Genomic DNA, 26007 nt, shown 5'->3' on the forward strand with positions numbered 1-26007 from the left:
GCCCGCGGCCTGCTGATCGTGCTCGTGGCGTTCATGTTCTTCACCTGGCTGGTTCCGGACAAGCAGCGGCCCGACTGGGTGACCGGGGCGAAGTCCCGGGTGGTGCTGCAGGGAACCGGGGATTGGCTGATGTCGCTCTTGCCTGATGACCCCGAGAACACCATCTTAAAGAAGTTCAAGAAGAATAAGCCGGACGACGATTCTGCGGCTGATACCAATGATCAGGCAACGCCGGCGTCGGGCGATGGCTATAGCAAACCTGCGCGTGACAGCTTGAAAAAGCTGATCGAGAAACCCGCGGGCCGATAACTTATTTGGTTTGGGCCCCTCACGAGAGGCGATGAACGAGATGCAAACCCCTTCCGATCACGCCGACCAACTGAATCTCGACCTCGGCCCGATCGAATTGCAGGAACATCCTCGACAAGACCATCTCCGGGACTTCGCCCCGGTCACCCAGTCGGGCCGCTGCTTGTCCGGAACCAGCCAGGTGAAGAACATGAACGCCACGACCACGATCAGCAGGCCGCGGGCGAGCCCGAACAGGAAGCCCAGGGTGCGGTCGAGCGCGCCGATCCGGGAATCCAGGATCATGTCCGAGATCCGCACCGTGATGATCGAGACCACGATCAGCGTGCCGATGAAGACGCCGGCCACCACGACCACGGCCGCGACCGTGTCGTTATTGAAGTAAGTTTTGGCGGTCGGCAGCAGCTTCGAGAAAGCATACAGCGTGACCAGCGCGGCGGCGCCCCAGGCCGCGATCGACAGGATCTCGCGCATGAAGCCGCGCACCATGGCAAGCAGGCCCGAGATCAGCATCACGCCGAGCAGGACGAGATCGAGTATCGTTATGGGCATCGGCTGGTCAGGTCCGCTGGTACGTTTCGGTACGCTGTTAAGGGCTTACGCTGGTTAAGAGCTCTCGCGAATCGGCAAAGTCGGTGCCGTCCTAACTGAGGCGCATCGGGGGCATCCGGCAAGGCCGGAGCGCCACCTGTCCCGCGCGGCGGATGTATAGCGGCGAGGGGCAGATACGTCACGCCCGCTTTAGCTGGTCCCGCGACGGAATCGGGCCGGTGTGGCATTTTTCCCAGCCGTATCAGCGTCTCCGGAGCCGCTCGGGTCACCTCTTGGCGTACCTTCGTCGTTCCTGGGCGCAGCCCGGCCACCTCGCGGCGTCCCGCGCGCGGCGATTTCGGCGACCAGGGTGGTCAGATTGCCGACGCTGTTGAGTGCGAGCCCCGCATCGCCGCCGCCGTCGCCGCGGGCCGATTCGGGCAGGATGGCGCGGCCGAAGCCGAGCTTCAGGGCCTCCTTCAGCCGGGCCGCGGTCTGCGCCACCGGACGGATCGCGCCGGACAGCGAAATCTCGCCGAAATAGACCGCATCCGTCGGCAAGGGCGCATTCACCAGCGAGGACACCAGCGCGGCTGCCGCGGCGAGGTCCGCGGCCGGTTCCTGGATGCGCAGGCCGCCCGCGACATTGAGATAGACGTCATGTCCGGACAATTTGACGCCGCAATGCGCCTCGAGCACCGCCAGCACCATCGATAGCCGGCTCGGGTCCCAGCCGACCACGGCGCGGCGCGGCGTGCCGAGTGAGGTCGGCGCCACCAGCGCCTGCAATTCGACCAGCACCGGGCGGGTGCCCTCGATGCCGGCGAACACGGCCGTGCCGGGGCTGCCGAGCTCGCGTTCCGAGAGGAACAATTCGGAGGGGTTGGTGACCTCGCGCAGGCCTAGCCCGGTCATCTCGAACACGCCGATCTCGTCGGTCGCGCCAAACCGGTTCTTGGCCGAGCGCAGGATGCGGAACTGCTGCGAGCCCTCGCCCTCGAACGACAGCACCGCATCGACCATGTGCTCGACCACGCGGGGGCCGGCGATCTGGCCGTCCTTGGTCACATGGCCGACCAGGATGATCGTGGCGCCGGTCTTCTTGGCGAAGCGAATGAGCGCCTGCGCGGAGGCGCGGACCTGGGTCACGGTGCCCGGCGCTGATTCCACCGTATCGGTCCACATGGTCTGGATCGAATCGATCACGATCAACCGCGGCACCGCGCCTTCCGACAGCGTCGAGACGATGTCCTCGACCGAGGTTTCCGAGGCGAGCTGCACCGGCGCGTCGGCGAGCCCGAGCCGCTCGGCGCGCAGCCGCACCTGGGCGACCGCCTCTTCGCCGGAGATATAGACCGCGCGGTGGCCGGCGCGCGCCATCATGGAGGTTGCCTGGGTCAGCAGCGTCGATTTGCCGATACCGGGATCGCCGCCGACCAGCAGCACCGAGCCGCGCACAAAGCCGCCGCCGGTAACGCGGTCGAGCTCGGTCATGCCCGACGACAGCCGCGGCGCGTCCTGGGTCTTGCCGGAGAGCGATTCCAGCGCGAACGTCCGTCCCTTGCGCTTGCTGCGGATCGAGACCGGCACCGAGCCCGTGGTGTCCTCCTCGGCCAGCGTGTTCCACTCGCCGCAGGAATCGCACTTGCCCTGCCAGCGATTATACGCCGCGCCGCAGTTTTGGCAGACGAAGGAGAGGGTGGATTTGGCCATGAAGGAACTCGATTCCGCATCCCCTCAATAGCACGGATCAGGAGGTGGCAACGCCCGGCGGGGGCGCCGTGCCCAGGCATGTTCGGTCGAGGCCGGCTTCAGGAGGCCGATACCGATCGCTGCTTCAGGACGCGAACTGGGATTGCGGCGGCCGGCCATAGCTGCAGCCTGTAATGATCGTCGCCCTCAAGGCCATTCTCCGACAGCGTGTCGAGCGCGCCGTAGGATGCACGCACCCGATAGGTCCCCGGTGCGGTCTCGATGCGCATGGCGTCAGGGAAGTAGTCCGTGCAACCGGCGATCACGATGCGTCCGGATGCGACGTCGAGGCTTGCTTCGACCACGTGATCCCAGTCAGCGCAATCATCGTCCGGCTCGCGCCCGAGAAGCTGCACCACGACCGGCACGTCCATATTCCGCACGGTGCCGATCCCGACCGTCCCGGGCGCGATCGCGAGCATTCGATCGGTCGCTTCCTCCGTCCACGCCGCGGACAGGTCGCCCGATGCAGGTTCATCCTGGATGTAGAACTGGAAGTAATCGGCGAACAGTGAGAGTTCGAATGATCTCATTTCGCGTGGCTCCGGCGGATGGCAGTCAGCGGGAGAACACCCGTGTTCCGGCCGGCCATCGCGGCTTGTCTCCGACCGGGCTTGCGCCGATCTCCCAGCCGACGCCGCCCCAGAGTACGTCGACGGCACCAAGCTCTCCAGCGATATCGCGGACGTAAAACACGTTCGGCCTGGCGTTGATCTCCAGCGGCCCGCCGTTGCCGTTGGGTTGCTGCATCAACGTGCACCAGACGTCGGCCAACCGGCTCTCGTGGCTCTGACCGAGTTTGGCCAGGACCTCCTTGTCGCTTGCGGCCGCACTCAAGACGAAGGTCTGCAACGACGCGCCGCCGACGTCGTCTTCGACCTTGTTCGTGAAGCGTTGCGCGAAGGTCGCACCGAGCCAGGAGATCTTCACCGCGGCGCGCGACGCGATGTCCTCCTTGAAATGTTCCCGCGCGACGAACTTTTCGGTGTGAGGTATCGCCGAGGTCGACGACGGATCGGACGGTTCCTCAGGCTTCGGCCGCAGCGAGCAAGCGACGCGGTCAGCGGTGACAACCGGTTGGCCCGATTTGGTATCGTCCGCGGCGACGCTGAAGCCTTGTGCTGCCAGAAGGAAGGCCAGCGACAGGGTGAGGCTTAGCTGACGCATCTTGTTGTTGTCCCTGAATCCGCTGTGTTCGCGGAGACAAGGTAAACCACACCTTGTGGATGTAAATTAAAGATCGCGTTTCTGGTTAAGGATAAAAAGTAAGTTCAACTACAACGAGAATTTTAATCAAATGCTCTTCGGCGCCTGGAACCGGATGTTGCTCTCGGCCGCCGCGTCTAGACGCGCATGTCTCGACCCGACAGCAGCAGCGGCGGATTCTCGCGCAGCACCGAGCCCGTCGGCAAAGCCCGGCAGCATCTTGCCTGCGCCCGCAGCGGATCGCTCCAGCTCCAGCGAACGCGCCACGACGGATTGTTGGCGTAGGCCGGAATGCGCCAGACCCAGATCGTTTCGTAAACGCTGTCTCCGAACTGCGCGACGTCGGGCTTTGCTGTCGGCCACAAGGCCGAGCCGGCAACGGCGAACGTCACCGCCACCGCAGTCGTAATCATCATCTTGCGCATCGCGCGTCTGCCTCTCCCGTCTGTCACGGGTTCTTACAACCCGCTGGTCCTGATGCTTCGACTTGCGATCCCGAATCCGTCAGGCCGACATCAGACGCAGAGGTGCGCGCACCATTGCGCCCCTTGTGCTGCCTGACTCCTCGGGATTCGCATCCGGGTCGTCGATCAGTCCCGTGATGCCTGCTAGAGCAAAGTGCTTGTCCGCAAACGATCGAGTGCAAGTAATGAGATCGTCATAAACGCAGTCGCCGGATGGAGGCAATCCGGATAACACCGGGAACCGGGCGCTCAATGAAGCTCTTTCGGGGTACAACATCCAGGCGCGCAAAGACCCCGTAGAATTACGACATGCCTGCGAGTCTACTGCGCCATTGCCGACCACAGCAGCGCCGTGCCCGCAGCCAGCATGATGCCGTCCATGATCAGGCGAAACGATTCCGGCTTTAGCTGCAGCACGAAGCGCTTTGCGATGAAGGCGCCGGCCATCAGCGAGGCGCCGGCGATCAGGCCCTTCAGCGCGATATCTGGCGTGAGCGCGCCGAAGCGCTCGAACGTCACCGACTTGCTGACATACAGCCCGAGTGAGCTTGCCGCCTCTGTGGCGAGGAACGCGCCCTTGTTGAGACCGTAGAATAAAAACAGCGGCACGCTGAGCGGGCCGGTCGAGGCCACGATGCCGGTGAGATAGCCGATTGTCGCGCCGCCGATCATCAGGTGCCAGAGATTGGCTTTCAGTTTGTGCTGCGCCAGCCAGTGCCGCACCGGCACCATTGCGATCAGGAATACACCGATCGCGATATCGACCGCGCGCGAGGGCAGCGCGAGCAGGGTGCGCGCGCCGAACGCCGCGGCTGGAATGCCCGTGATCGAGTAGGCGATGCAGGCGCGCCAGTCGACCTCGCGCCACCAGGCCAGGATGCGCGAGAGATTGGCCATCACGGCGGCGACCGCCATGATCGGTACCGCCTGTTTCGGCCCGTATTGATAGACCAGCACCGGCATCAGCATGATCGACGAGCCGGTGCCGACGATGCCTGAAATGGTGCCGGCGACCAGGCCGACGATGAGGACGAAGAGGAAGCCCACGCGCGCTCCGGGACCTGATCCCGAGCCGCGCTGGATGCCGATCTCGGGAGAGGAGGCTCAGTGTGGCCCCATGGTTCGAGGCGGCGCAAGGGCGCCCCGAACCACGGACATGCAATCGCGCGCGGCGTCAGTACTTCGCGACGACCGGACCGCCGAAGCGGTAGTTGACGCGCACCGTCACCATGTCGACGTCCTGGCGGATGCGCTCGTCATGGTTGATCTGGGCGATGAAGGCGGGATCGTAGGTCATGTGAACAGTGTCGGTTCCCATGAACAGATGGTCGTATTCGACCGCCAGCGACCAGTTGGGCGCGATGGCATACTCGGCACCGGCGCCGATCGTGCCGCCCCAGCGCGTCTCGCTGCCGTGGTCGGCGATGAAGCCGACCGGCAGGCCGAGGCCGAATGCCGGCGTGATGAAGCTCTCGTATCGATCGCGCACCACCGCCGCGCCGCCCTTCGCATAGAGCAGGAAGGCGCCCCAGGAATAGCCGATCTGTCCAGTGAAGAGGCCGATGGCATCGATCTTCGATCGGTTGGCGAAGCCCGCGAACAACGGCGCGACGGAGGGGTTCGAACCGGAGAGGTCGGCCCAATTGCCCTGCGCTTCGACGCCGAAGACCCAGGCGGCCTGTTGCCAGCGATAGCCGATCTGGCCGCCGGCGGTCGCGCCGCTTGCGGTGTGGCAGCCTTCCGGGCCGGTGAAGTTCAGGACGCCGAGCGTCGGATTGGTGATGGCGAAGGGGACGATGTCCCAGCACTTCCGGCTCCAGCCGCCGCCGCCATTGGCGCCGACATAGAAACCGCTCCAGTCATAGCTAGCGGCGACGATCGGGGGCGCCTTGACGTAGGGGCGAGCGGCGAGGTCGGCCGCCGAGGCGTTTGCAATGCCGAGCATGAGCGCGGACGCGGCGACGAAATATGTCTTCATGTGCAGCCCCAATGCATGAATCAAAATCGCCGCGATTGTAGTCGATTTGCACGACCTCCGGCTGTACCCGGTCCGCCACATCCGGCCGCATTTCGCTTGCATCTGGCCGACTCGACGAGCCGTGAGAACACGAAGCCATATTTTGTCACAATGCGTGACGCCGCCCCGTCACTTCAACACCACCCACGCCGGCGCATGATCGCTGGCGCCTTCCTCGCCGCGGATGTCGCGGTCGACGCCGGCTTTCGCGAGCCGCGCTGCCAGGTCGGGGCTGAGCAGGAGATGATCGAGCCGCAGGCCGGCATCGCGCGGCCAGCGCTGCCGCATGTAGTCCCAGAAGGTGAACATCGGCTGATCAGGATGCAGCGTGCGGATCGCATCGCACCAGCCCTGATCGACCAGCGCCTTGAACGCGGCGCGGCTCTTCGGCTGGATCAGCGCATCCTTGTCCCACGACCGTGTCGGATAGATGTCGAAGGGCGTCGGCGCAACGTTGTAGTCGCCGGCGAGCACCACGGGGACGTTCTGCTTGAGCAGCTTGGCGGCGTGGGCGCACAGCCGCTTGAACCAGGCCAGCTTGTAGTCGAATTTCGGCCCGGGCTGCGGATTGCCGTTCGGCAGATAGAGGCTGGTGACGACGATGCCGCGTACCGCGGCCTCGATGTAGCGCGCCTCGTGATCGATGGCGTCGCCGGGCAGGGCGGTACGGATCAGCACGGGCTCGGCCTTGCGTGCGAGGATGGCGACGCCGTTCCAGGTCTTCTGCCCCTGCCACACCGCGCCGTAGCCGGCCTTCGCGATCGCAGCAGCGGGAAACTCGGCGTCGCTTGCCTTGAGCTCCTGCAAACTCACGACGTCGGGCTTGGCCGATTTCAGCCAGCGCAACAGGTTCGGCAGCCGGCGGTTGACGTTGTTGATGTTGAAGGTCGCGATCTTCATGGGCACGCGCGACCGGTCACGTCATCAGGCCGATGGCAATGGTGGCGGTGCAGGCGGCGCTGCCGTCGGCATGGCAGGGGGCGCTGCTTGCGAGGCGGCCGGCTCGCTGTTCTCGACAGCGGTGTCGCTCGTCGCGGCGACGGCGTCGCCGCCCTTGTAGATGCGCACGAAGCGGCGGCCGAGGCTGGTCAGCACCTCATAGCCGATGGTGCCGAAATGATGCGCGACCTCGTCGACCGTGATGCCTTCGCCGATCAGCGTCACCATGTGACCGCGCCGCACGGCGTTCTTGTCGAGATCGGTAATATCGACCGCGATCAGGTCCATCGAGACGCGGCCGGCGATCGGGCAGCGCTTGCCGGCGACCACGACCTCAGCGCCACGGGTGCCGTCATTGGCGCTGGCGGCGCGGAAATAGCCGTCGGCATAGCCGGCGGAGACGATCGCAAGCCGGGTCGGCCGGCGTGCGGTCCAGGTGCCGCCGTAGCCGACGGTCTCGCCGCGATCGATGTTGCGGATCTGCACGATGCGCGCCTTGAGGTCGACCACCTGCTGCATCGGGTTGTCGGCCTCCGGCGTCGGATTGACGCCGTAGAGCGCGCAGCCCGGCCGCACCATCTCGAACTGGAATTGGGCGCCGAGGAACACGCCGGAGGAGTTCGCCAGCGACGCCGGCACGCCGGTGAACAGGCTCGCGATCTCGCGGAAGCTTGCCAGCTGCTTGGCGTTGGCGGGGTTGTTCAAGAGTTCGGCGGAGGCGAGGTGGCTCATCACGAGCGTGATGCCGTGATCGCCGGCATTGATCCGCGGGATGATGCCTTGCGCTTCGCTGACCGTGAGGCCGAGCCGGTTCATGCCGGTATCGATATGGATGGCAGCGCCGCCGGACCAACCGGAGCGGCGGCAGAACACGTCCCACTCGGCGAGTTCATTGAGATCGCCGATCACAGGCTTGCAGTCGATCTTGGCGTAGGCCTCGCCGGTCTGCTGGAAGAAGCCGCCGAGCGAATATACCGTTGCCTGCGGAGCCGCTGCGCGCACCGCGGCGGCCTCCTCGACGCTCGCGACGAAGAAGGTCTTGCAGCCCGCCTTGGCAAGCGCCCGCGCAACCTGCTCGGCGCCGCAGCCATAGGCGTTGGCCTTGACCACGGCGGCGCATTCGGCGGGCACTGCGGTCTTCTCGAGCTTGCGCCAGTTGGCGATGATAGCGTCGAGGTCGATGGTCAGGATGCCGGTGGCGGCCGGATAGGCCGCCAGCAGATTGGCTTCGGGCGTCAGCTGCGATTTCGCGTCGGTCACGATGTTCATGCCCCCGTTGTACGCGCGGGGCTCCTGCCGTTCAACCGCGCCGCGGAATCAATGGGAGTGATCCGGAATCTGACCGTCGGGTGCGAGATCGCCGAACCTCGTCACGCTGGCCTCGAAGTGCAATTCGACGGTGCCGGTCGGGCCGTGGCGCTGCTTGCCGATGATGACTTCGGCTTTGCCGTGGGCCAGTTCCAGCTCCATCTGCCATTTCTCGTGCTCGGGCGTGCCCGGCCGCGGCTCCTTGTTCGCCAGGTAGTATTCCTCGCGATACACGAACATCACCACGTCGGCGTCCTGCTCGATCGAGCCGGATTCACGCAGGTCGGAGAGCTGAGGACGCTTGTCGTCGCGGTTTTCGACCTGGCGCGACAGCTGCGACAGCGCGATGACCGGGACGTTCAATTCCTTCGCCAGTGCCTTCAGATTGGTGGTGATCTCGGTGATTTCCTGGACGCGGTTGTCGTTGCCCTTCTTGCCCGACCCCTGCAGCAGCTGGATGTAGTCGATCACGATCAGGTCGAGGCCCTTCTGCCGCTTGAGGCGGCGGGCACGGGCGGTGAGCTGCGAGATCGAGAGACCGCCGGTTTCGTCGACATAGAAGGGCAGCGATTGCAGCTCGATCGAACAGTCGCGGATCTTCTCGAAATCGAGCTCCGAGATACCGCCGCGGCGGATCGAGCTCGAGGGAATGCCGGTGCGTTCGGCGAGAATACGGGTGGCGAGCTGTTCGCCGCTCATTTCGCAGGAGAAGAAGCCGACGCAGCCGCCGTTGACCGCCTTGGTGGTGCCGTCTGCCTGGACCTCGGGCACATAGGCCTTGGCGATGTTGTAGGCGATGTTGGTGGCGAGCGATGTCTTGCCCATGCCGGGACGGCCGGCGAGCACGATCAGGTCGGACGGTTGCAGGCCGCCCATCCGGGCATCGAGATCGCGCAGGCCGGTCGAGATGCCGGACAGTTTGCCGTCGCGCTGGAACGCCTTCGCCGCCATGTCGACGGCAATCGTCAGCGCCTGCGAGAAGCGCTGGAAGCCGCCGTCATAGCGGCCGGTCTCGGCAAGACTGTAGAGCTGCCGCTCGGCATCCTCGATCTGCGCCCGCGGGGCGAAGTCGACCGGCGCGTCATAGGCGACGTTGACGATCTCCTCGCCGATCTGGATCAGGTTGCGGCGCAGGCTGAGATCGTAAACGGTACGTCCGTAATCCTGCGCGTTGATGATGGTGGTCGCTTCGGCGGCGAGCCGCGCGAGGTATTGGCCGACCGTCATGCCGCCGATGTCGAGTTCGGCCGGCACGAACGTCTTCAGGGTCACGGGGTTCGCGACCTTGCCCATCCGGATCAGGCTTCCGGCGGTTTCATAGATCTGCTGGTGGATGGTTTCGAAGAAGTGCTTCGGCTCCAGGAAGTCGGAGACGCGGTAGAAGGCGTCGTTGTTAACCAGGATCGCGCCCAGCAGGCCCTGTTCCGCTTCGATGTTGTGCGGCGCACTCCGGTAGGCCGCGGAGGTGGCGGCGTCGGGCGCGAGCTTGTGGACGTTCGAATCAATCAAGGCCATGGACGAGCTTATTCTTCTGATTTCGTCGTTACTGCGATTTTCGGATGTGGGGCGGCGATCAAGCGCCAGCCCGGCACGAAGCGAAAGGACGGATGTTTCTTATGCACGATTCACACAACGCGGTGTGTGAATCCCGGACAGCCGGATGCATTCCGCTTGACTGGGTCTTGTCAGAAACCGGGCAGGGGCCGGCCGATCAGCAATGTCGTTGGTAAAAATCGGATGCCGCCTGAACCTTTTTCAGGACCGGCGAACCCATGGAGAGGTGAGGCGGCTGTTGGCGTTGGGTCCTCAGACCAGGACGAGGAAAGCCAGCGCGATCAAGGCGGCCACCACGCCAGTGGCGATCAGGGCGTAGTCGGTCGCGATGTCGCGCTGCGGGTCCAACATCGTCCGGTGCGTTTCTCGGGTCATTCCGGACCACTACGACAGCCCGGAACAGACCTCTGTGAAGCAGATCACACCTGCCGCATTTTCTTTGCGCCAGGTTCGCGGGAACGACCCGGCGGATTCCGGGTTGTCTTCGCTCAGGGAAGATACGGCGACGATGGCTCAAGAGTTTCAGACGGTGCGATTGAGGCTTGGCCGGGCAGGTGGCATGGACCGCCGCTGGCTGGCGGCGCTCGTCGATGCCATGGAGCAGACAGCGCGTCCGGAGGTCCGGAATGTTTCCTGCGATGCAAGGCAGGTCTCGGCCGCCGTGGCCCATCTGGCGCGGCCGACACCGACCTTTGCCCATTGCGGATCGGCCTACAGCCTGCGCAATTAACGGCACCCGTTGTTTTGGTCTCACTCGCCGGCGAGTTGCAGCCGGGGCTTGGTGGCGCCGGCTTCCTTGAGCCGCAGCCGGGCTTCCTCGTGCCCGATATAGTCGCGGGTGATCGGGACGACGCCTTGGCGCTTGGTGAGCTGGAGCTGGAAGTTCATCATGTTCTGCACCCGGAACGACATCTCCGAGGCCGCCAGGTAGAATTCCCACATCCGGGCAAAGGCCTCGTCGTACAGCCGCACCGCCTCCTCGCGCCGCGCCATGAAGCGCTCGCGCCACGCCTTGAGCGTCTCGGCATAGTGTAGCCGCAGGATCTCCATGTCGCAGATCAGCAGTCCGGCCTTCTCGATTGCCGGCATGACCTCGGAGAGCGCCGGAATATAGCCGCCGGGGAAGATGTACTTCCGGATCCAGGGGCTGGTGACGTCGGGACCGGTCGAGCGGCCGATCGAATGCAGCACCATGACACCGTCATCGCTCAGCAGCTCGGCGCAGCGCTTGAAGAAGGTTTCGTAGTAGGCGACCCCGACGTGCTCGAACATGCCGACCGAGACGATACGGTCGAACGGGCCGGGGATGTCGCGGTAATCCTGCATCAGGAAACGCGCGGAATCTGCCAGGCTTCGTTCCGCCGCCCGGGCGTTGGAAATCTGCAGCTGCTCGGTCGACAGCGTGACGCCGGTGACGTCGGCGCCGCTCATCTCGGCAAGATAGAGACCGAGCCCGCCCCAGCCGGAACCGATGTCGAGGATGCGGTGGCCGGGCTTGACCAGGAGTTTTGCGGCGAGGTGGCGCTTCTTGGCGAGCTGGGCGTCGTCCAGCGTCGCGTCAGGCGCCTCGAAATAGGCACAGCTGTATTGCTTGTCAGCATCGAGGAAGAGGGAATAGAGGCGGCCGTCGAGATCGTAGTGGCGGGCGACATTGCTCCTGGAGCGGCCACGCACATTGATCTGCTGGGCACGCCGTCCGAGGAACCGCACCCAGGCCTGCATCCTGGCAAAGTTCGGCAGCATGGCCGCCTGGCCCATCAGGACCGCCAGCACCTCGGCGATGGTGCCTCGCTCCACCACGAACGAGCCGTCCATGAAGGCTTCGCCGAGATAAAGTTCCGGATCGACCAGAACGCGGACTTCAGCTGCCCTGGTCATGAAACGCGCGGCGACCGGCGTGCCGGTGCCGTCACCGCAGCTGAATTGGGCGCCGCTCGCGGTCGTGAACGTGATCGACCCGCGGCGGATGAAGCGCCCCAAGAAAAATCGCAACAATCGGTCCATCGAACACCAACGGAACGGCAAGCTGCACACCGACACCACCGGAGCTGATCACTCCAATGTGTCCCCAATCCAAAGATAGGCAGGGAATTGGATCGCGCTATTGCGTTGTGGTCAAAGCCGATATTCCAAAATGTGACAATTGCGTGGATGCGTCACGCGCGCGCTTCCATTCGCGCGATAATCGGATAAAAGGTGACCGCCGCGGCCGATCCATGAGGCGCAGGCGGCGATTTTTCCGGAATCTGGAGACTTAAGGAATGTTGAGCCGAGCCCTCAGTCTGGCGGCGGTGACGCTTTTGATTGGCTGCCTGTCAGCCGTATCGGCGGAAGCGCAAAACCTCGAGGCCGGCAAAAGCCCCTCCCAGATCTTCGCAGGTACCTGCACCGTTTGTCACAAGAGCCCGCGTGGCCTCTTGAAGTCGGTGCCAGCCGGTTCGCTGCCGGGCTTCCTGCGCCAGCACTACACGACGTCCAGCGACATGGCCGGCATCCTTGCGTCCTATCTGATTTCGAACGGCGCTAACGACCCGCGCTACCAGGCCAAGGATCTGCCGAAGGGCGCCAAGGGCAGGGAAGGCCGCCAGGAGGCGAACCAGTCGCCGGAGCAGCCGCCCGAGCGTCCCACCCGACGGCAGAATCAGGGTGCCTCGCCGCAGGAAGGGGCGAAGCCCGACGCCGACGGCTTGAATCCCGAAGGACATTCTGCTCACCGCGGCAAGCGCATGGCGCGCCCGAGCGAGGCGCCCGAGGGTGCCAGGCCGGACGACGGTCAGGCCCCGCAGGCCGCGGGCGACGGCAAGCCGTCGCGTCAGAAGCACGGCCGTCGCGGCAAGCCCGTCGAGGAGCCGAAGTCCGAGGACGCACCCAAGGGCGAGGCCGCGGGCGATGAGCCCAGGACCGCCGTCAAGCGCGAGGACAAGGGTGAGGCCGAGAAGCCGGCAAAGCCGTCCTCCCAGCCCGATACGGCCAAGGTCGATGCGCCCGAGAGCAATGCGGGCAGCGAACCGGCTCCCGCGCGATCCGACCCGGTTCCGCAGGTCACGCCGGCACCGGAGCCGGCCGCAGCCCCATCGCCCACACCGGCACCGGCCACGCCGCCGGTAACCGCCGCCGCGCCTCCGCCGCCGCCACCTCCACCCCCGACAACGTCAGGCTCCGGTACGCCGGAAGCTCCGACCTCGAAGTAATCGCCAACGCCGGGCCGTGAGGTCCGGCGTATTCATTTGACCGTCACTAGAGTACGACTCTAGAGTATTGATCTAGACGAGGAGGCAGCGTGAGCACGGCGCGCGAAGATCTGCTGGCGGCGGGACTGGCGGTGTTCGACCGCGACGGGTTCGAGGGCGCGACGGTGGCCGAGATCCGCTCTCGCGCCCGCGCGTCCAACGGCAGCTTCTTCCACTTCTTCACCTCGAAGAAGGAGCTCGCCGGCACCCTGTTCCTGGAGATCCTGCAAACCTATCACGCCGCGATCATCACCTCGGTCGACGACACCTGCGGCGCAAGCGACGGCGTGGCGCGGCTGATCCACGCCCATCTCGATTGGGTCGTGAGCAACAGGCGCGAGGCACGGTTCCTGTTCGAGATTTCCCGCAGCGAGTGGGGCGAGGAGGTGCGCGGCGCGCAGCGCACCGAGAATTCGCGGCTCACAGACGCCATCGAGCGCTGGCGCGCACCGCTGCTCGCGCGCGGCGAATTGCTGCCGATGAGTCCAACGCTGTTCTTCAGCCAGATCATCGGACCGGCGCAGATCTTCTGCCGTGCCTATCTGTCGGGCCGCCACAGTGGCGACCCGCGCGAACAGGTCGAGACGCTGATCGCCTGCGCGATCCGCGCAGTGGTGGCGCCGGGTGCGCCGAAGCGAACAGGAGGAACGTCATGAACCAAGCCGATCCGGACTTTGCGCCGATCGCGACGCGAATTCGCGACAATGTCGGCCGTCAGGGCTTCATGGGGCTGGTCGGTGCTGAAGTGGCCGAGCTGTCGCGCGGTGCGTGCACGCTCGCCGTCGACCGGCGGCCGGAGCTGTTGCAGCAGCACGGCCTTTTTCATGGCGGGGTGACCGCGTTCCTGGTCGACAACGCCACCACGATTGCGGCGGCGACATCGCGCGGCCAGCCGGCGCTGACGGCGGAGTACAAGTTGAACCTGTTGTCGCCGGCGTCGGGCGATCGTCTGATCTGCCGCGCGCGCGTGATCAAGCCGGGCCGTCAGGTCGCCGTCGTTGCAGCCGACGTGTTCTGCGTCATCGACGGCAAGGAGAAGCATACCGCGACGGCACTGGCATCGATCGCCATGCTCGACGATCAGGCGGCGTCACGAATCCAAAGCCCGGCCTGATGAGGCCGGGCTTCAGTCGATAGAGCGATCGCGAGAAGCTTACTTCTCTTCGGCAGCCGGGGCCGGCGCGGCTTCGTCGTCGTGCTGGGCTTCCGGATCGAAGAATTCGCCGGCAGCGGCGAGCGCCTCGGCGGCGGCGTCCTGGTCTTCCTGGCGGGTCGAGATGTCCTCGCCGCGCTTGATGCGCTCGGCCTCTTCGGCGGAGCGGGCGACCGTCACGGTGACGCTGGTCTCGACTTCGGGGTGAACCGCGATCGTGACCTTCTGCTGGCCGATCACCTTGATCGGCGAGTCGAGCCAGACCTGCGGACGGGAAACCGTGACGCCGTCGGCGGCCAGCGCGGTGACGATGTCGCGCACCGTGACTGAGCCGAACAGCTGGCCGGACTCGGAGGCCTGGCGGATGATGATGATGTCGCGACCGTCGATCTTCTCGGCGACCACGGCGGCTTCGCCCTTGGCCTTGATGTTGTTGGCCTCGAGCTCGGCCTTCATGCCGTCATACTTGGCGCGGTTCGCCTCGGTGGCGCGCAGCGCCTTGCCGCGCTTCAGCAAGAAGTTGCGGGCGAACCCGTCCTTGACGCGCACGACTTCACCCATCTGGCCAAGCTTGGCAACGCGTTCGAGCAGAATGACTTCCATTTTCGTTCTCCTTTGAGATGCTAAGTATCGGTTTGAGTGGTTGGATCGAATTTCACTCCGCCGGCAGAGGCGGCGGTCTGGTTTGCAGAAAGCGCTGCCGCAGTCCGAGCACGGCGTCGGCGACGCCAAGCGCGGCCATTACGAGGACGGGCACGTAGAACATGACGGCGAGGACATAGACACAGGCCAGCCAGAACGTGCGGTTGCGCGCCGACAATGTGAGGATATGCAGGGCGGCAAAGCCGACGATTGCGTAGGCGAACAGCAACGCACCCGCGACGGTCTCAGCGAGCATCGCGATAGTGCCGCCCGCAAAGCAGAGAGCGACGGCGGCTGCCAGGACCGCGAGCGCGACCGGCGGCAGCACGATGTTCCGCAGGTCGGTCCAGGGCCGATGCAGGCGCCCGGACGTCAGCGCGACCTTCGCCGCGAGCCAAAGGTTCAGCGTGAACATCAGCGTCACGCTCATCGGCAGGAACAGCGGAGCAAGGTAGGCAAACAGCTTGGCGAGAAACGTGATCTGCTCGGGCGTCCAATCGGTTTCGGCTTGACGCGCCACCACCTGCAAGGCCTGCCGCACGGTCTCGGCGATCGCGTCGGCGTCGATACCGAACGGCAGCAGGATGCTCACAGTGGTAAGAACCGCTATGACCAGAATCCAGATCAGTATCCGTTCGATCGGATACCACTCGAGATTACCAGCGCGATCTGTCGGAGTTGCGGTATTGTGCGGTCGTCCGAGCAGGACGAGATGGCCGAGCCACCAAGCCGGCAATGCGACCCCAAGCGCGAATTTGATGCCGCGGAACAGGCCGGAGAGGGTCGTCAGGGCGGCGGTCGCGACAATGCCGCTGACGACACTGGCAAGCGGACCCCAGCCGAGCGCGACCACCAGCAGCGGCAACGGAGCAGAATAGGCGAGCAGCAACGAGATCAGCACGCCCGAACTGATCGAGGCGAACATCAGCGCCGACGCGGCGCCGGCTGCAAGTGCAACTGTGAATATCGCGATCATCAGCTGTCCCGCCCCCTTTGAGCGGTTAGGGGTCCTGCTTCGAGAACCCCAACCATCGGCGACCGGATGACCCGGAAGCCTTATGAGAATAACGGCCGGCGGCAGTGCCGCCGGCCGGAAACGATTTAGCGGATCACGTAGGGCAGCAGGCCGAGGAAGCGCGCGCGCTTGATGGCGCGGGCGAGTTCACGCTGCTTCTTGGCGGACACGGCCGTGATGCGGCTCGGCACGATCTTGCCGCGCTCGGAGACGTAACGCATCAGCAGCTTGGAATCCTTGTAGTCGATCTTCGGCGCATTCGCGCCCGTGAACGGGCAGGACTTGCGACGACGGAAAAACGGACGGCGGGCACCAGCATCAGCCATGATTCATTACTCCTCGGTCGCAGCTTCTTCTTCGCGCGGACGGCGCGGGCCACGGTCGCCACGGAAACCACCACCTTCGCGGTCACCACGGAAACCGCCTTCGCGGTCGCCACGGAAGCCACCGCCACGGTCATCGCGCTCGCGGTCACGGTCGGCCTTGCGCATCATCGCAGACGGGCCTTCCTCGTGCTCTTCGACGCGCACGGTGAGGTAACGGATGACGTCTTCGTTGATCCGCTCCTGGCGCTCGATCTCGGTGACGACAGCCGACGGAGCGTCGATGTTCATCAGCACGAAATGCGCCTTGCGGTTCTTGTTCATGCGGTAGGTGAGGGAGCGCACGCCCCAGCTCTCGGTCTTGGTGACCTTGCCGCCGCCCTGTTCGACGATGCCCGTCATCTGGGCCGTCAGCTCATCCACCTGCTGGGTGCTCGCATCCTGACGCGCGAGAAAAACATGCTCGTAAAGAGGCATGGTTGTCCTTTCCTGTGTTGGCGCGGTTTCCGGCGACAAGCCCTTCGAGACCTTCGGAAAGGACTCGAGCTGCTCAGAAGGCGGGAGCACGGGACGACGGGCCGACTGGCCCTGCCACATCAAAATCAACGTGTGAGAAAATCGACGCGTGAGTTTGCTGAGACCGTCCGTTCAGCTCCCGGCCGGAGCCCACGAATGGCGCGCTTATACGGATTTTGGCCGCGAAAGCAAGGGTCCGCGATGGGTCCGCGGCTTGCGGATTTGCGCGAGGTCGTAGCCCGCGAGGCCGTTCTGCGCAACTTTGCCGGTTCCATCTTGATTTCTTTGTTTGTATGTCATACAAATATCTCCGAGAGGATGAAGGATTATGGGTTCGGAGACCGCCAGCGGCATGTCTGCGCCCGATCCGAAGCACGCGGTCCGCGCGACGCGGTCGGCGGGGCGCAAGATGCGCTCGCTGCTGCTCGATGCCGCCAGCCGCCTGTTCAAGGAGCGCGGGCTCTCGGGCACCTCGATCTCCGATATCGCCGCAGCCGCGGACGCCTTCCCGAGCCAGATCACCTATTACTTCCGCACCAAGGAGGCGCTGTTCGTCGAAGCCGCCAGCCGCGACATGCTTTATCTCGCGCGCGCGACCGAGCAGGCTGCCCTGAAGGCCCACACGCCGCGCGAATACACCCGTGCCCTGGCCGAGGCCGTGACCGCGACCGACACGGTCGCCTTTTTCGCCGAGGCGCTGACGCTGACGCGGCGCCGGCAGGACCTGGCGCCGCTGGTCGAACGCACCATCGAGCGCCTGCACAGCGAAGGCGCGCGCGCCTATGCGGGCCAGGTCGAGCGGCACGGCTGGCGCTCGCTGCGCGCCCCCGAAGAGAGCTCGCGGCGCTTTTGGGCGATTGCGATCGGCGTGATCGTCGAAGGTTTCGCCATGGGCCGCGCCGCCGAGGAGATGTGCCGCGAATTGCTGCGCGCGCTCGGCGAGCAGGCAACTGCAACAACGACGCCGGCCAATGATGGAGCGCGCCTGCGCCTGGTCGGCGATCGCGACAATTCATCCTCAACGGACGGGGAGACAGACTGATGACCGCACTTCGCATGCGAGCCCGCGATTTCCTCACCGAAGATGAACTGGTCGCGGTGCGCGAGCGCACGACCTGGAAGGGCGTCGCGCTGATCGCACATGCCTGGGTGCTGATCCTGGGCGCCATCGCGCTGGTGGCGTGGTGGCCCAATCCGCTGACCTATCTGCTTGCGGTCGCGATCATCGGCTCGCGCCAGCTCGGACTTGCGATCCTGATGCATGACGGCGCGCATGGCTGTCTCTCGGCGGACGAGAAGACCAATCTCACGCTGAGCCAATGGTTCTGCGCCTATCCGATCTTCGCCGAAACCCGCGGCTATCGCCGCTATCATTTGCAGCATCACGCCCGGACGCAGCAGGAAGATGATCCGGATCTCGTGCTGTCAGCGCCGTTTCCGATCACCAGGATGAGCTATCGCCGGAAATTCTTCCGCGATATCACCGGACAGACCGGCTACCAGCAGCGCAAGGCGCAGCTGCTCAATGCGATCGGACCGAAGGAGTGGCCGTTGTCGCAGCGTGCCGCCAGCTTCTGGCAGAAGCTCGGGCCGCAATGCGTCACCAATGCGCTGCTGTTCGCGGGCCTTGCCGCCGCCGGCGTGTGGTGGGCCTATCCGCTGTTGTGGCTGGTCCCGCTGCTGACCTGGATGATGGTGATCACGCGCATCCGCAACATCGCCGAACATGCCGTCGTGCCCGACAGCTCCGATCCGTTGCGCAACACCCGCACCACGCGGGCCAATGTCCTCGAGCGGTTGTTCATCGCGCCCTATTACGTGAACTATCACCTCGAGCATCATGTGCTGTTCTACGTGCCCTGTTACAACCTGCCGCGCGTCCATCGTATCCTGAGCGGAAGCCGCCACGCCGACCGGATGGAAGTCCAGCCGGGCTACGCCGCCGTGCTGCGGCTGGCGACCGCCAAGCCCGATCGGGAAGACCGCCCGGGCAAGCTGGTCAACAGCGCGCGCCGGGCAAGGGCCGGCGCCGAGGTTAACGCCGACCAGAATGCCGGGGGATTTTAGGGCAGGGCCGGCCCGGCATCCCCAGGGTTCCGCGCGCGCGGCTTGACATCGCGCCCCCCATCAGTGTCTTACGGCCCGGTCCGAGGCCGGTTGCAAGGCAGGGTCTGGACCCGCTGTGGCGCGTTTCGCGCGACGCGGATACCGTTTTCCCCTGCGGCAAGCGCGCGGCGCTTGCGCGGAGATCACGCTCAACAAGGTAGGGAGCGCCGATGACGGCAGCATTTACGTTTCCCGGGCAGGGCTCGCAGGCGATTGGCATGGGCAAGGCCCTGGCCGACGCCTTTCCGGTCGCGAAGGCCGTGTTCGACGAGGTCGATTCCGCGCTGGGCGAGAAGCTGACCGCGATCATCTGGGATGGTCCGGCGGAGACGCTGCAGCTCACCGAAAATGCCCAGCCGGCCCTGATGGCGGTCTCGATCGCCACCTTGCGCGTGCTTGAGAGCGAAGCCGGCTTTTCGGTCGGCCGCAACGCGGCCTTCGTCGCCGGGCACTCGCTCGGCGAGTATTCGGCACTGGCCGCTGCCGGCAGCCTGACCGTCAGCGACACCGCGCGGCTGCTGCGCACCCGCGGGCTTGCGATGCAGAAGGCGGTGCCGGTCGGCGCCGGCGCGATGGCCGCGCTGCTCGGACTCGATTACGAGGCGGCGGTGGCGGTTGCCAACGAGGCGGCGCAGGGCCAGGTCTGCCAGGCCGCCAACGACAATGGCGGCGGCCAGGTGGTGGTCTCCGGCGACAAGGCCGCCGTCGATCGCGCGGTCGAGATCGCCAAGACCAAGGGCGCCAAGCGCGCCATGCTGCTGCCGGTGTCGGCGCCGTTCCATTGCAAGCTGATGCAGCCGGCCGCCGATGCGATGGCGCAGGCGCTGGCCGGCGTCACCATCAAGCCGCCCGCAGCGCCGCTGGTCTCCAACGTCCTGGCGTCGGCCATTACTGATCCGGACGAGATCCGCCGCCGCCTGGTCGAGCAGGTCACCGGCACCGTTCGCTGGCGCGAGTCGGTTGCCTATATGGCAGGGCAGGGCGTGACGCGGTTCTTCGAGATCGGCGCCGGCAAGGTGCTGAGCGGTCTCGTCAAGCGCATCGCCGATGGCGCGGTCGGCGTGTCGGTCGGCGGCCCGAACGATATTGCTGCAGCCAAGGATGCGCTGGCAGCTTCGGCGTAAGGAGCCGGAAGGAGAATTCGATGTTTGATCTGACTGGCAAGACGGCGCTCGTCACCGGGGCAACCGGCGGCATCGGCGGCGCGATCGCGCAGGCGCTGCATGCGCAGGGCGCGACGGTGGCGATTTCGGGGACGCGGCGCGAGGTGCTGGACGGCTTTGCGGCCAAGCTCGGCGAGCGCGTTCACGTGCTGCCGTGCAATCTCTCCAGCAAAGATGATGTCGAGGCACTGGTGCCGGCAGCGGAAGCTGCGATGGGACAGGTCGACATCCTGATCGCGAATGCCGGCATCACCCGCGACAATTTGTTCGTGCAGTTGCGCGACGAGGACTGGGACGACGTCATTGCGGTCAACCTGACCGCAACATTCCGCCTTGCACGCGCGGCGACCAAACTGATGATGCGCAAGCGCTTCGGCCGCATCATCGCGATCACCTCGATCGTCGGGGTCACCGGCAATCCGGGGCAGGGCAACTACACCGCCTCGAAGGCCGGCATCATCGGCCTGATCAAGACGCTGGGCGCCGAATACGCCAAGCGCGGCGTGACCGCCAACTGCATCGCGCCGGGCTTCATCAAGACGCCGATGACGGATGCGCTGAACGACAAGCAGCGCGAAGCCATTCTGGCAAAGGTTCCTGCGGCGCGGCTTGGCACGCCCGAGGATATCGCTGCCGCGGCGGTCTATCTGGCCTCGAACGAGGCGGCCTACGTCACCGGACAGACGATTCACGTCAACGGCGGGATGGCTATGATTTGAGCTGGTTGCTGGCTCTCGCAATGCGGCGAAAAGCCGTTTTCGGGAGCCGGTTCAGGCGTGTAGTCAAGGCTTTGGAAGTATGGTAGCTGAACCCCCCATGGATGGGCAAAGAACGCCATTGCAGGATTTTGAAACCCTGTATATTGGCGTGGCGACGCCTGCCGTTCGCCGGGGCTTTAGTCGGCTACGACCGGGCCGAATCAAGACTATGCGCGACTGAGTAATCGAGACGACCACGATGGCTCGTATCGTCTTGGGGTCGGGTCCAATGGAACAACGAGGTTGAACGATGAGTGAGATTGGCGAGCGGGTTAAGAAGATTGTGGTCGAGCACCTTGGTGTCGAACCCGAGAAGGTGATCGATAGCGCGAGCTTCATCGACGACCTCGGCGCCGACAGCCTCGACACGGTCGAGCTCGTGATGGCTTTCGAAGAAGAATTCGGTTGCGAGATTCCCGACGACGCGGCGGAGACGATCCTGACCGTCGGCGACGCGACCAAGTTTCTCGAGAAGAACGCGAAGAGCTGACGCCGATCGCGAATTTGATGGGGCCGGACGGACCGCGATCGAGCGGTCCCCCGGCTTCTTATTATTAGCTGCCCATTGCTGGCCGGAGACGTGGAAATGAGACGGGTTGTCGTCACGGGGCTGGGCATGCTTACACCGCTCGGCTGCGGCGTTGACGCAACTTGGGCGCGTATCCTCGCCGGAGACAGCGGCGGCAAGAAGATCGACACGTTCGAAGTGTCCGACCTGCCGAGCCAGGTCGCCTGCTACATTCCGCGAGGCGACGGCTCCAACGGCACCTTCAATCCCGATCAGTGGATGGAGCCGAAAGACCAGCGCAAGGTCGACGACTTCATCATCTACGCGATGTGCGCGGCCAGGCAGGCGCTGGACGATGCCGACTGGCATCCGAAGTCCGACGAGGACCAGTTCGCCACCGGCACGATGATCGGTTCGGGCATCGGCGGCCTCACGGGCATTGCCGAAACCGCGGTGCTCCTCAAGGAGCGCGGACCGCGCAGGGTCTCTCCCTTCTTCATTCCGGGCCGCCTGATCAATCTAGCGTCCGGCTACGTCTCGATCGAGCACGGCCTGAAGGGTCCGAACCATGCCGTCGTCACGGCGTGCTCGACCGGCGCGCATGCGGTCGGCGATGCGGCGCGGTTGATCGCACTCGGGGACGCCGAGGTGATGGTTGCGGGCGGCGCCGAATCGCCGATCTCCCGCATCGGCATCGCCGGCTTCTGTTCCGCGCGTGCGCTGTCCACCGGCTTCAACGACACCCCGACAAAGGCATCGCGCCCCTACGACAAGGATCGCGACGGCTTCGTGATGGGCGAGGGTGCCGGCGTTCTCGTGCTCGAGGAATACGAGCATGCGAAGCGGCGCGGCGCGAAGATCTACGCCGAGGTCACCGGCTACGGCCTCTCGGGCGATGCCTTCCACATCACCTCGCCGCCGCCGGACGGCAATGGCGGCTTCCGCAGCATGAGCATGGCGTTGAAGCGCGCCGGCCTCGCGGCATCCGATCTCGACTACATCAATGCGCACGGCACTTCGACGCAGGTCGGCGACGAGATCGAGCTCGGCGCGGTCGAGCGTCTGCTCGGCAATGCAGCTTCGAAGGTTTCGATGTCGTCGACCAAGTCCGCAACCGGACATCTGCTCGGTGCGGCCGGCGCGATCGAGGCGATCTTCGCGATCCTGGCGATTCGCGATAACGTGGTGCCACCGACCATCAATCTCGACAATCCGTCGGTGCAAACGGCGATTGATCTCGTGCCGCATACGTCGCGCAAGCGTGACGTGAATGTGGCGCTGTCCAATTCCTTCGGTTTCGGCGGCACCAATGCCTCCGTGATCGTGCAGCGCGTGACCAATTAGTAGGTCTTGAGAGCGTTTTCGAGCGAAGTGAAGAAAACGCGTCAGAACAAGAATCCAAAGTCCCGTTCCGACGCGATCGGAACGGGACTTTAGAACTAGTCCACCGTTTTGCCGTATTCCGCGGTGACTCCTAATAGCGGGCGTATGCTATTGGCAGGACAGGGGTTTGTCCGGCCACGATTCAACCGGCAGGATATTGGTTTGCATCGATGAGTGAGAGGCCGCCCATTTCACCGAGGAGTCCACGTGCCGCGCTGGAGCCCGAACAGGTTCCGCCGCCGCCCAAGCGCTCGGATCGCGCCCGCAATCCCTTCGTGATCGTCGGCAATGCCATCTTCACGATCCTGATCATCCTGATGCTCGGCGCCGGAGCGACGTATTACTACGGCAAGCAAGCGCTGGAATCGCCGGGACCGCTGCAGGAAGACAAGATCGTCAACATCCCCGCGCGTGCCGGCAAGCGTGACATCGCCGACGTGCTGTCGCGCGAGGGCGTGATCAACGTCAATCCGTGGGTCTTCATCGGTGGCGTGTTTGCGCTGAAGGCGAGTTCCGATCTCAAGCCCGGCGAATACTCGTTCCAGAAGAATGCCAGCCTGCGTGACGTCATTGCCACCATCGTCGACGGCAAGGTGGTGCAGCACGCCATCACGATCCCGGAGGGCCTGACCTCGGAGCAGATCGTGACGCGGCTCTCCGACAACGACATCTTCACCGGTTCGGTGCGCGAGATTCCGCGCGAAGGCACGCTGCTGCCGGAGACCTACAAATTCCCGCGCGGCACCACGCGCGACCAGGTGATCCAGCGCTTGCAGCAGGCGCAGAAGCGCGTGCTCGCCGAAATCTGGGAACGTCGCAACACCGACTTGCCGCTGAAATCGCCGGATCAACTGGTGACGCTGGCCTCGATCGTCGAGAAGGAAACCGGCCGCGCCGACGAGCGCAGCCGCGTTGCCGCCGTGTTCGTCAATCGGCTGCGGCAACGGATGAAGCTGCAGTCCGATCCGACGATCATCTACGGACTGGTGGGCGGCAAGGGAACGCTCGGGCGCCCGATCAAGCGCAGTGAGATCACGCAGCCGTCGCCCTACAACACCTATGTGATTGACGGCCTGCCGCCCGGACCGATCGCCAATCCCGGCCGCGCCTCGCTGGAGGCGACCGCCAATCCGGCGCGCACCCGCGACCTGTTCTTCGTTGCCGACGGGACCGGCGGCCACGCCTTCACGGAAACCTACGATCAGCACGCGAAGAATGTAGCCAAGCTGCGCGCGTCGGAAAAGCAGATCCAGAACGACACCGTCGAGCCTGCGGACGATCCGGCGCCGGCCGCCGCAGCGCCCGGGGCAGCGGACACCAATCCCACGGCGGCCACGCCGCCGAAGCCTGGCAATCAAAAGAAGCCGCCGCGCAGCGGTCGGCAGGGCGCAGCCCAGCAGACCACTTCGCCGCCCGTTGTGCAGCGATAGCTTCACATTCCCGGAGGTGGACGTAATTCCACTTTCATGGAATCCGTTTTAAAGTTGCACCGGCTGCCCACGAGTCTTCAGGCTCCGGGTTAGTCCCATATCCTTCTGTTGGAGAGTTTCACGCGATGGCGCTGTCGAGCATGACCGGCTTTGCCCGAAGCCATGGTGCGAGCGGTCCCTATACGTTCGAGTGGGAGCTGAAGTCGGTCAACGCCAAGGGCTTTGACCTGCGGTTGCGGCTGCCGCCGGGCTGGGACGAGCTCGAAGCCCTGGCCAAGAAGCGCGCCGGCGAGTTGCTGTCGCGTGGCACGGTCTACGCCAATCTGAGCGTCAAGCGCACCGATGCGGCGCAGACGATCCGGATCAACGAGGACGTGCTGGCCGCTGTCGTGAAGGTCGCAGGCGAGCTCGCGCAGCGGATCGACGCGGTGGCGCCGAGCATCGATGGTCTGCTCGGCATCAAGGGCGTCATCGAGGTGGTCGAGCCTGACAGCAACGAGGACGAGGACAAGGCGGCGCGGGAGGCTGCGGCCAAGGCCTTCGAGCAGGCGCTCACGAGCCTCGTCGAGATGCGCCGCCGCGAGGGCGATGCGCTGGGCCAGATCCTGATGCAGCGCATGGACGAGATCGAGCGGCTCGCCAAGCGCGCCGAGACGGCGCCCGGCCGCAAGCCCGAGGCGATCAAGGCGCGGCTTGCCGAGCAGATCGCAGCATTGCTCGAGACCTCCGATCGCTTCGATGCCGACCGGCTCAGCCAGGAGGCGATCCTGATCGCCACCAAGGCTGATATCCGCGAGGAGCTCGACCGCATCGCCTCGCACATCACCCAGGCACGTGAGATGATCGGCAAGGGCGGCCCGGTCGGCCGGCGGCTCGACTTCCTCGCCCAGGAATTCAATCGCGAGGTCAACACCTGCTGCTCGAAGTCGAACGACGTCGAGCTGACCAATACCGGCCTTGAAATGAAGAACGTGGTCGAGCAGTTCCGCGAACAGGTCCAGAATCTGGAGTGAACGATGACGGCGCAGGGTTTTGACGGCGTTGAGCGGCGCGGACTGATGTTCGTGCTGTCGTCGCCTTCGGGCGCCGGCAAGACGACGCTGTCGCGCATGTTGCTTGAGCGCGAGCCGGGCCTGAAAATGTCGGTGTCGGCGACCACGCGGCCGATGCGCCCAGGCGAGGTCAACGGCCGCGACTATTTCTTCGTCGACAAGCCGAAGTTCGAGACGATGGTCAAGCAGGGCGAGCTGCTCGAATGGGCGACCGTGTTTGACAATCTCTACGGCACACCACGCGTCCCGGTCGAGGCGGCGCTATCGGTCGGGCAGGATGTCCTTTTCGACATCGATTGGCAAGGCACGCAACAGCTGCACCAGAAGGCCAGCGTCGACGTCGTGCGGGTCTTCATCCTGCCGCCGTCAGCCGCCGATCTCGAGAAGCGGCTGCACACCCGCGCGCAGGATTCGGAGGAGGTCATCCGCGGGCGGATGAACCGTGCCAGCCATGAGCTGAGCCATTGGGCCGAATACGACTACATCGTCGTCAACCAGAACGTCGACGACGCCTTTGCCGAGGTGCAGTCGATCCTGAAGGCCGAGCGGCTGAAGCGTGAGCGCCGCACCGGCCTTACCGAATTCGTGCGCGGCCTGCAGCGTCAGCTCGAGAAATAGCTGACCTCGATCGTGATGCGATCGCAAGGG

Annotated in this window: 28 protein-coding genes and 1 pseudogene; 14 read left to right on the top strand and 15 right to left on the bottom strand. The window is 65.0% G+C overall.

Annotated elements, in window-relative coordinates:
* Positions 1-309, top strand: a 309-nt coding sequence (locus FNJ47_RS17645; RefSeq protein WP_430649390.1) for a CvpA family protein, incomplete at its 5' end; no start/stop codon positions are given.
* Positions 310-435: 126 nt separating this feature from the next.
* On the opposite strand, the pseudogene FNJ47_RS17650 reads toward FNJ47_RS17645, so the two are convergent.
* The 10 genes and pseudogenes from FNJ47_RS17650 to FNJ47_RS17695 form a co-directional block, all read right to left on the bottom strand.
* Positions 436-861: pseudogene (locus FNJ47_RS17650) on the bottom strand (CvpA family protein); the annotation flags it as partial.
* 189 nt (positions 862-1050) lie between these two features.
* Positions 1051-2553: a DNA repair protein RadA gene (radA, locus tag FNJ47_RS17655; protein WP_163155250.1), complete on the bottom strand. Its 1503-nt coding sequence runs from the start codon at positions 2551-2553 to the stop codon at positions 1051-1053.
* A 98-nt stretch (positions 2554-2651) separates the two neighbouring features.
* Positions 2652-3125 carry a hypothetical protein gene (locus FNJ47_RS17660; protein ID WP_163155251.1) on the bottom strand — a complete coding sequence of 158 codons (474 nt, stop codon included), beginning with the start codon at positions 3123-3125 and terminating at the stop codon, positions 2652-2654.
* A gap of 25 nt (positions 3126-3150) precedes the next feature.
* Positions 3151-3759 carry a hypothetical protein gene (locus tag FNJ47_RS17665; protein ID WP_163155253.1) on the bottom strand — a complete coding sequence of 203 codons (609 nt, stop codon included), beginning with the start codon at positions 3757-3759 and terminating at the stop codon, positions 3151-3153.
* Positions 3760-3935: 176 nt separating this feature from the next.
* On the bottom strand, positions 3936-4223 hold the full coding sequence (locus FNJ47_RS17670) for a hypothetical protein (RefSeq protein WP_163155255.1): 288 nt from the start codon (positions 4221-4223) through the stop codon (positions 3936-3938).
* A 360-nt stretch (positions 4224-4583) separates the two neighbouring features.
* A complete protein-coding gene (locus tag FNJ47_RS17675; RefSeq protein ID WP_163155257.1) occupies positions 4584-5309 on the bottom strand; it encodes a TSUP family transporter in 726 nt (241 codons plus the stop codon).
* Positions 5310-5436: 127 nt separating this feature from the next.
* The gene (locus tag FNJ47_RS17680; RefSeq protein ID WP_163155259.1) at positions 5437-6240 is read right to left on the bottom strand and encodes an outer membrane protein; all 804 of its coding nucleotides are present in this window, start codon (positions 6238-6240) and stop codon (positions 5437-5439) included.
* Between the two features lie 168 nt (positions 6241-6408).
* On the bottom strand, positions 6409-7179 hold the full coding sequence (locus FNJ47_RS17685; RefSeq protein ID WP_163155261.1) for an exodeoxyribonuclease III: 771 nt from the start codon (positions 7177-7179) through the stop codon (positions 6409-6411).
* A 24-nt stretch (positions 7180-7203) separates the two neighbouring features.
* Complete coding sequence (gene alr, locus FNJ47_RS17690; RefSeq protein WP_163155263.1) at positions 7204-8487, bottom strand: alanine racemase; 1284 nt, start codon at positions 8485-8487, stop codon at positions 7204-7206.
* A 48-nt stretch (positions 8488-8535) separates the two neighbouring features.
* Positions 8536-10041 carry a replicative DNA helicase gene (locus FNJ47_RS17695; RefSeq protein WP_163155265.1) on the bottom strand — a complete coding sequence of 502 codons (1506 nt, stop codon included), beginning with the start codon at positions 10039-10041 and terminating at the stop codon, positions 8536-8538.
* A 448-nt stretch (positions 10042-10489) separates the two neighbouring features.
* Here FNJ47_RS17695 and FNJ47_RS17700 point away from each other — a divergent pair, with 448 nt between their 5' ends.
* The gene (locus tag FNJ47_RS17700) at positions 10490-10810 is read left to right on the top strand and encodes a hypothetical protein (RefSeq protein WP_163155267.1); all 321 of its coding nucleotides are present in this window, start codon (positions 10490-10492) and stop codon (positions 10808-10810) included.
* 20 nt (positions 10811-10830) lie between these two features.
* Here the strand turns inward: FNJ47_RS17700 and FNJ47_RS17705 are convergent, their stop codons facing one another.
* The gene (locus FNJ47_RS17705; protein WP_163155270.1) at positions 10831-12084 is read right to left on the bottom strand and encodes a cyclopropane fatty acid synthase; all 1254 of its coding nucleotides are present in this window, start codon (positions 12082-12084) and stop codon (positions 10831-10833) included.
* A gap of 257 nt (positions 12085-12341) precedes the next feature.
* On the opposite strand from FNJ47_RS17705, the gene FNJ47_RS17710 reads away from it, so the two are divergent.
* The 3 genes from FNJ47_RS17710 to FNJ47_RS17720 all read left to right on the top strand — a co-directional run bounded on the left by FNJ47_RS17710 (position 12342) and on the right by FNJ47_RS17720 (position 14424).
* Positions 12342-13271 carry a hypothetical protein gene (locus tag FNJ47_RS17710; RefSeq protein ID WP_163155272.1) on the top strand — a complete coding sequence of 310 codons (930 nt, stop codon included), beginning with the start codon at positions 12342-12344 and terminating at the stop codon, positions 13269-13271.
* 89 nt (positions 13272-13360) lie between these two features.
* On the top strand, positions 13361-13966 hold the full coding sequence (locus FNJ47_RS17715) for a TetR family transcriptional regulator (protein ID WP_163155274.1): 606 nt from the start codon (positions 13361-13363) through the stop codon (positions 13964-13966).
* The gene (locus FNJ47_RS17720; protein WP_163155276.1) at positions 13963-14424 is read left to right on the top strand and encodes a PaaI family thioesterase; all 462 of its coding nucleotides are present in this window, start codon (positions 13963-13965) and stop codon (positions 14422-14424) included. The genes FNJ47_RS17715 and FNJ47_RS17720 overlap by 4 nt, the downstream gene beginning before the upstream one ends.
* A 39-nt stretch (positions 14425-14463) precedes the next feature.
* Here FNJ47_RS17720 and rplI read toward each other — a convergent pair whose 3' ends face one another.
* The 4 genes from rplI to rpsF all read right to left on the bottom strand — a co-directional run bounded on the left by rplI (position 14464) and on the right by rpsF (position 16920).
* On the bottom strand, positions 14464-15066 hold the full coding sequence (rplI, locus tag FNJ47_RS17725) for a 50S ribosomal protein L9 (RefSeq protein WP_163155278.1): 603 nt from the start codon (positions 15064-15066) through the stop codon (positions 14464-14466).
* Between the two features lie 52 nt (positions 15067-15118).
* Positions 15119-16081: a DUF2232 domain-containing protein gene (locus FNJ47_RS17730; RefSeq protein ID WP_163155280.1), complete on the bottom strand. Its 963-nt coding sequence runs from the start codon at positions 16079-16081 to the stop codon at positions 15119-15121.
* A 125-nt stretch (positions 16082-16206) separates the two neighbouring features.
* Positions 16207-16446 (bottom strand): 30S ribosomal protein S18, encoded by a 240-nt coding sequence (rpsR, locus tag FNJ47_RS17735; protein ID WP_016844287.1) that lies wholly within the window; start codon positions 16444-16446, stop codon positions 16207-16209.
* A 6-nt stretch (positions 16447-16452) separates the two neighbouring features.
* Positions 16453-16920, bottom strand: a complete 468-nt coding sequence (gene rpsF, locus FNJ47_RS17740; protein ID WP_163155312.1) for a 30S ribosomal protein S6 — start codon at positions 16918-16920, stop codon at positions 16453-16455.
* A 367-nt stretch (positions 16921-17287) separates the two neighbouring features.
* Between rpsF and FNJ47_RS17745 the strand changes: the two genes are divergently transcribed.
* The 9 genes from FNJ47_RS17745 (at position 17288) to gmk (ending at position 25977) form a co-directional block, all read left to right on the top strand.
* Positions 17288-18001 carry a TetR/AcrR family transcriptional regulator C-terminal domain-containing protein gene (locus FNJ47_RS17745; RefSeq protein WP_163155282.1) on the top strand — a complete coding sequence of 238 codons (714 nt, stop codon included), beginning with the start codon at positions 17288-17290 and terminating at the stop codon, positions 17999-18001.
* The gene (locus FNJ47_RS17750; RefSeq protein ID WP_163155284.1) at positions 18001-19026 is read left to right on the top strand and encodes a fatty acid desaturase family protein; all 1026 of its coding nucleotides are present in this window, start codon (positions 18001-18003) and stop codon (positions 19024-19026) included. The genes FNJ47_RS17745 and FNJ47_RS17750 overlap by 1 nt, the downstream gene beginning before the upstream one ends.
* A gap of 209 nt (positions 19027-19235) precedes the next feature.
* Positions 19236-20189 (top strand): ACP S-malonyltransferase, encoded by a 954-nt coding sequence (fabD, locus tag FNJ47_RS17755; RefSeq protein WP_163155286.1) that lies wholly within the window; start codon positions 19236-19238, stop codon positions 20187-20189.
* Between the two features lie 20 nt (positions 20190-20209).
* Positions 20210-20947 carry a 3-oxoacyl-[acyl-carrier-protein] reductase gene (fabG, locus tag FNJ47_RS17760; RefSeq protein WP_018271293.1) on the top strand — a complete coding sequence of 246 codons (738 nt, stop codon included), beginning with the start codon at positions 20210-20212 and terminating at the stop codon, positions 20945-20947.
* 289 nt (positions 20948-21236) lie between these two features.
* Complete coding sequence (locus FNJ47_RS17765; RefSeq protein WP_056294916.1) at positions 21237-21476, top strand: acyl carrier protein; 240 nt, start codon at positions 21237-21239, stop codon at positions 21474-21476.
* Positions 21477-21572: 96 nt separating this feature from the next.
* The gene (gene fabF / locus FNJ47_RS17770) at positions 21573-22838 is read left to right on the top strand and encodes a beta-ketoacyl-ACP synthase II (RefSeq protein WP_163155288.1); all 1266 of its coding nucleotides are present in this window, start codon (positions 21573-21575) and stop codon (positions 22836-22838) included.
* 209 nt (positions 22839-23047) lie between these two features.
* A complete protein-coding gene (gene mltG, locus FNJ47_RS17775; protein ID WP_163155290.1) occupies positions 23048-24307 on the top strand; it encodes an endolytic transglycosylase MltG in 1260 nt (419 codons plus the stop codon).
* 125 nt (positions 24308-24432) lie between these two features.
* Positions 24433-25320, top strand: coding sequence for a YicC/YloC family endoribonuclease (locus FNJ47_RS17780; protein WP_163155292.1), 888 nt, complete (start codon positions 24433-24435; stop codon positions 25318-25320).
* Positions 25321-25323: 3 nt separating this feature from the next.
* On the top strand, positions 25324-25977 hold the full coding sequence (gene gmk, locus FNJ47_RS17785; protein ID WP_163155294.1) for a guanylate kinase: 654 nt from the start codon (positions 25324-25326) through the stop codon (positions 25975-25977).
* The last annotated feature ends 30 nt before the right edge of the window (positions 25978-26007 follow it).

This window comes from Bradyrhizobium uaiense, assembly GCF_010811875.1.
Taxonomy (GTDB): Bacteria; Pseudomonadota; Alphaproteobacteria; order Rhizobiales; family Xanthobacteraceae; genus Bradyrhizobium; species Bradyrhizobium uaiense.

Coding starts and splice junctions, on each gene's coding strand:
- FNJ47_RS17730 (WP_163155280.1), bottom strand. CDS start 16,081: ATGATCGCGATATTCACAGTTGCACTTGCAGCCGGCGCCGCGTCGGCG.
- fabF (WP_163155288.1), top strand. CDS start 21,573: ATGAGACGGGTTGTCGTCACGGGGCTGGGCATGCTTACACCGCTCGGC.
- radA (WP_163155250.1), bottom strand. CDS start 2,553: ATGGCCAAATCCACCCTCTCCTTCGTCTGCCAAAACTGCGGCGCGGCG.
- FNJ47_RS17685 (WP_163155261.1), bottom strand. CDS start 7,179: ATGAAGATCGCGACCTTCAACATCAACAACGTCAACCGCCGGCTGCCG.
- FNJ47_RS17720 (WP_163155276.1), top strand. CDS start 13,963: ATGAACCAAGCCGATCCGGACTTTGCGCCGATCGCGACGCGAATTCGC.
- FNJ47_RS17780 (WP_163155292.1), top strand. CDS start 24,433: ATGGCGCTGTCGAGCATGACCGGCTTTGCCCGAAGCCATGGTGCGAGC.
- fabG (WP_018271293.1), top strand. CDS start 20,210: ATGTTTGATCTGACTGGCAAGACGGCGCTCGTCACCGGGGCAACCGGC.
- rplI (WP_163155278.1), bottom strand. CDS start 15,066: ATGGAAGTCATTCTGCTCGAACGCGTTGCCAAGCTTGGCCAGATGGGT.
- FNJ47_RS17710 (WP_163155272.1), top strand. CDS start 12,342: ATGTTGAGCCGAGCCCTCAGTCTGGCGGCGGTGACGCTTTTGATTGGC.
- rpsR (WP_016844287.1), bottom strand. CDS start 16,446: ATGGCTGATGCTGGTGCCCGCCGTCCGTTTTTCCGTCGTCGCAAGTCC.
- FNJ47_RS17665 (WP_163155253.1), bottom strand. CDS start 3,759: ATGCGTCAGCTAAGCCTCACCCTGTCGCTGGCCTTCCTTCTGGCAGCA.
- FNJ47_RS17660 (WP_163155251.1), bottom strand. CDS start 3,125: ATGAGATCATTCGAACTCTCACTGTTCGCCGATTACTTCCAGTTCTAC.
- FNJ47_RS17765 (WP_056294916.1), top strand. CDS start 21,237: ATGAGTGAGATTGGCGAGCGGGTTAAGAAGATTGTGGTCGAGCACCTT.
- mltG (WP_163155290.1), top strand. CDS start 23,048: ATGAGTGAGAGGCCGCCCATTTCACCGAGGAGTCCACGTGCCGCGCTG.
- FNJ47_RS17745 (WP_163155282.1), top strand. CDS start 17,288: ATGGGTTCGGAGACCGCCAGCGGCATGTCTGCGCCCGATCCGAAGCAC.
- FNJ47_RS17680 (WP_163155259.1), bottom strand. CDS start 6,240: ATGAAGACATATTTCGTCGCCGCGTCCGCGCTCATGCTCGGCATTGCA.
- FNJ47_RS17670 (WP_163155255.1), bottom strand. CDS start 4,223: ATGCGCAAGATGATGATTACGACTGCGGTGGCGGTGACGTTCGCCGTT.
- FNJ47_RS17750 (WP_163155284.1), top strand. CDS start 18,001: ATGACCGCACTTCGCATGCGAGCCCGCGATTTCCTCACCGAAGATGAA.
- FNJ47_RS17705 (WP_163155270.1), bottom strand. CDS start 12,084: ATGGACCGATTGTTGCGATTTTTCTTGGGGCGCTTCATCCGCCGCGGG.
- alr (WP_163155263.1), bottom strand. CDS start 8,487: ATGAACATCGTGACCGACGCGAAATCGCAGCTGACGCCCGAAGCCAAT.
- gmk (WP_163155294.1), top strand. CDS start 25,324: ATGACGGCGCAGGGTTTTGACGGCGTTGAGCGGCGCGGACTGATGTTC.
- fabD (WP_163155286.1), top strand. CDS start 19,236: ATGACGGCAGCATTTACGTTTCCCGGGCAGGGCTCGCAGGCGATTGGC.
- rpsF (WP_163155312.1), bottom strand. CDS start 16,920: ATGCCTCTTTACGAGCATGTTTTTCTCGCGCGTCAGGATGCGAGCACC.
- FNJ47_RS17695 (WP_163155265.1), bottom strand. CDS start 10,041: ATGGCCTTGATTGATTCGAACGTCCACAAGCTCGCGCCCGACGCCGCC.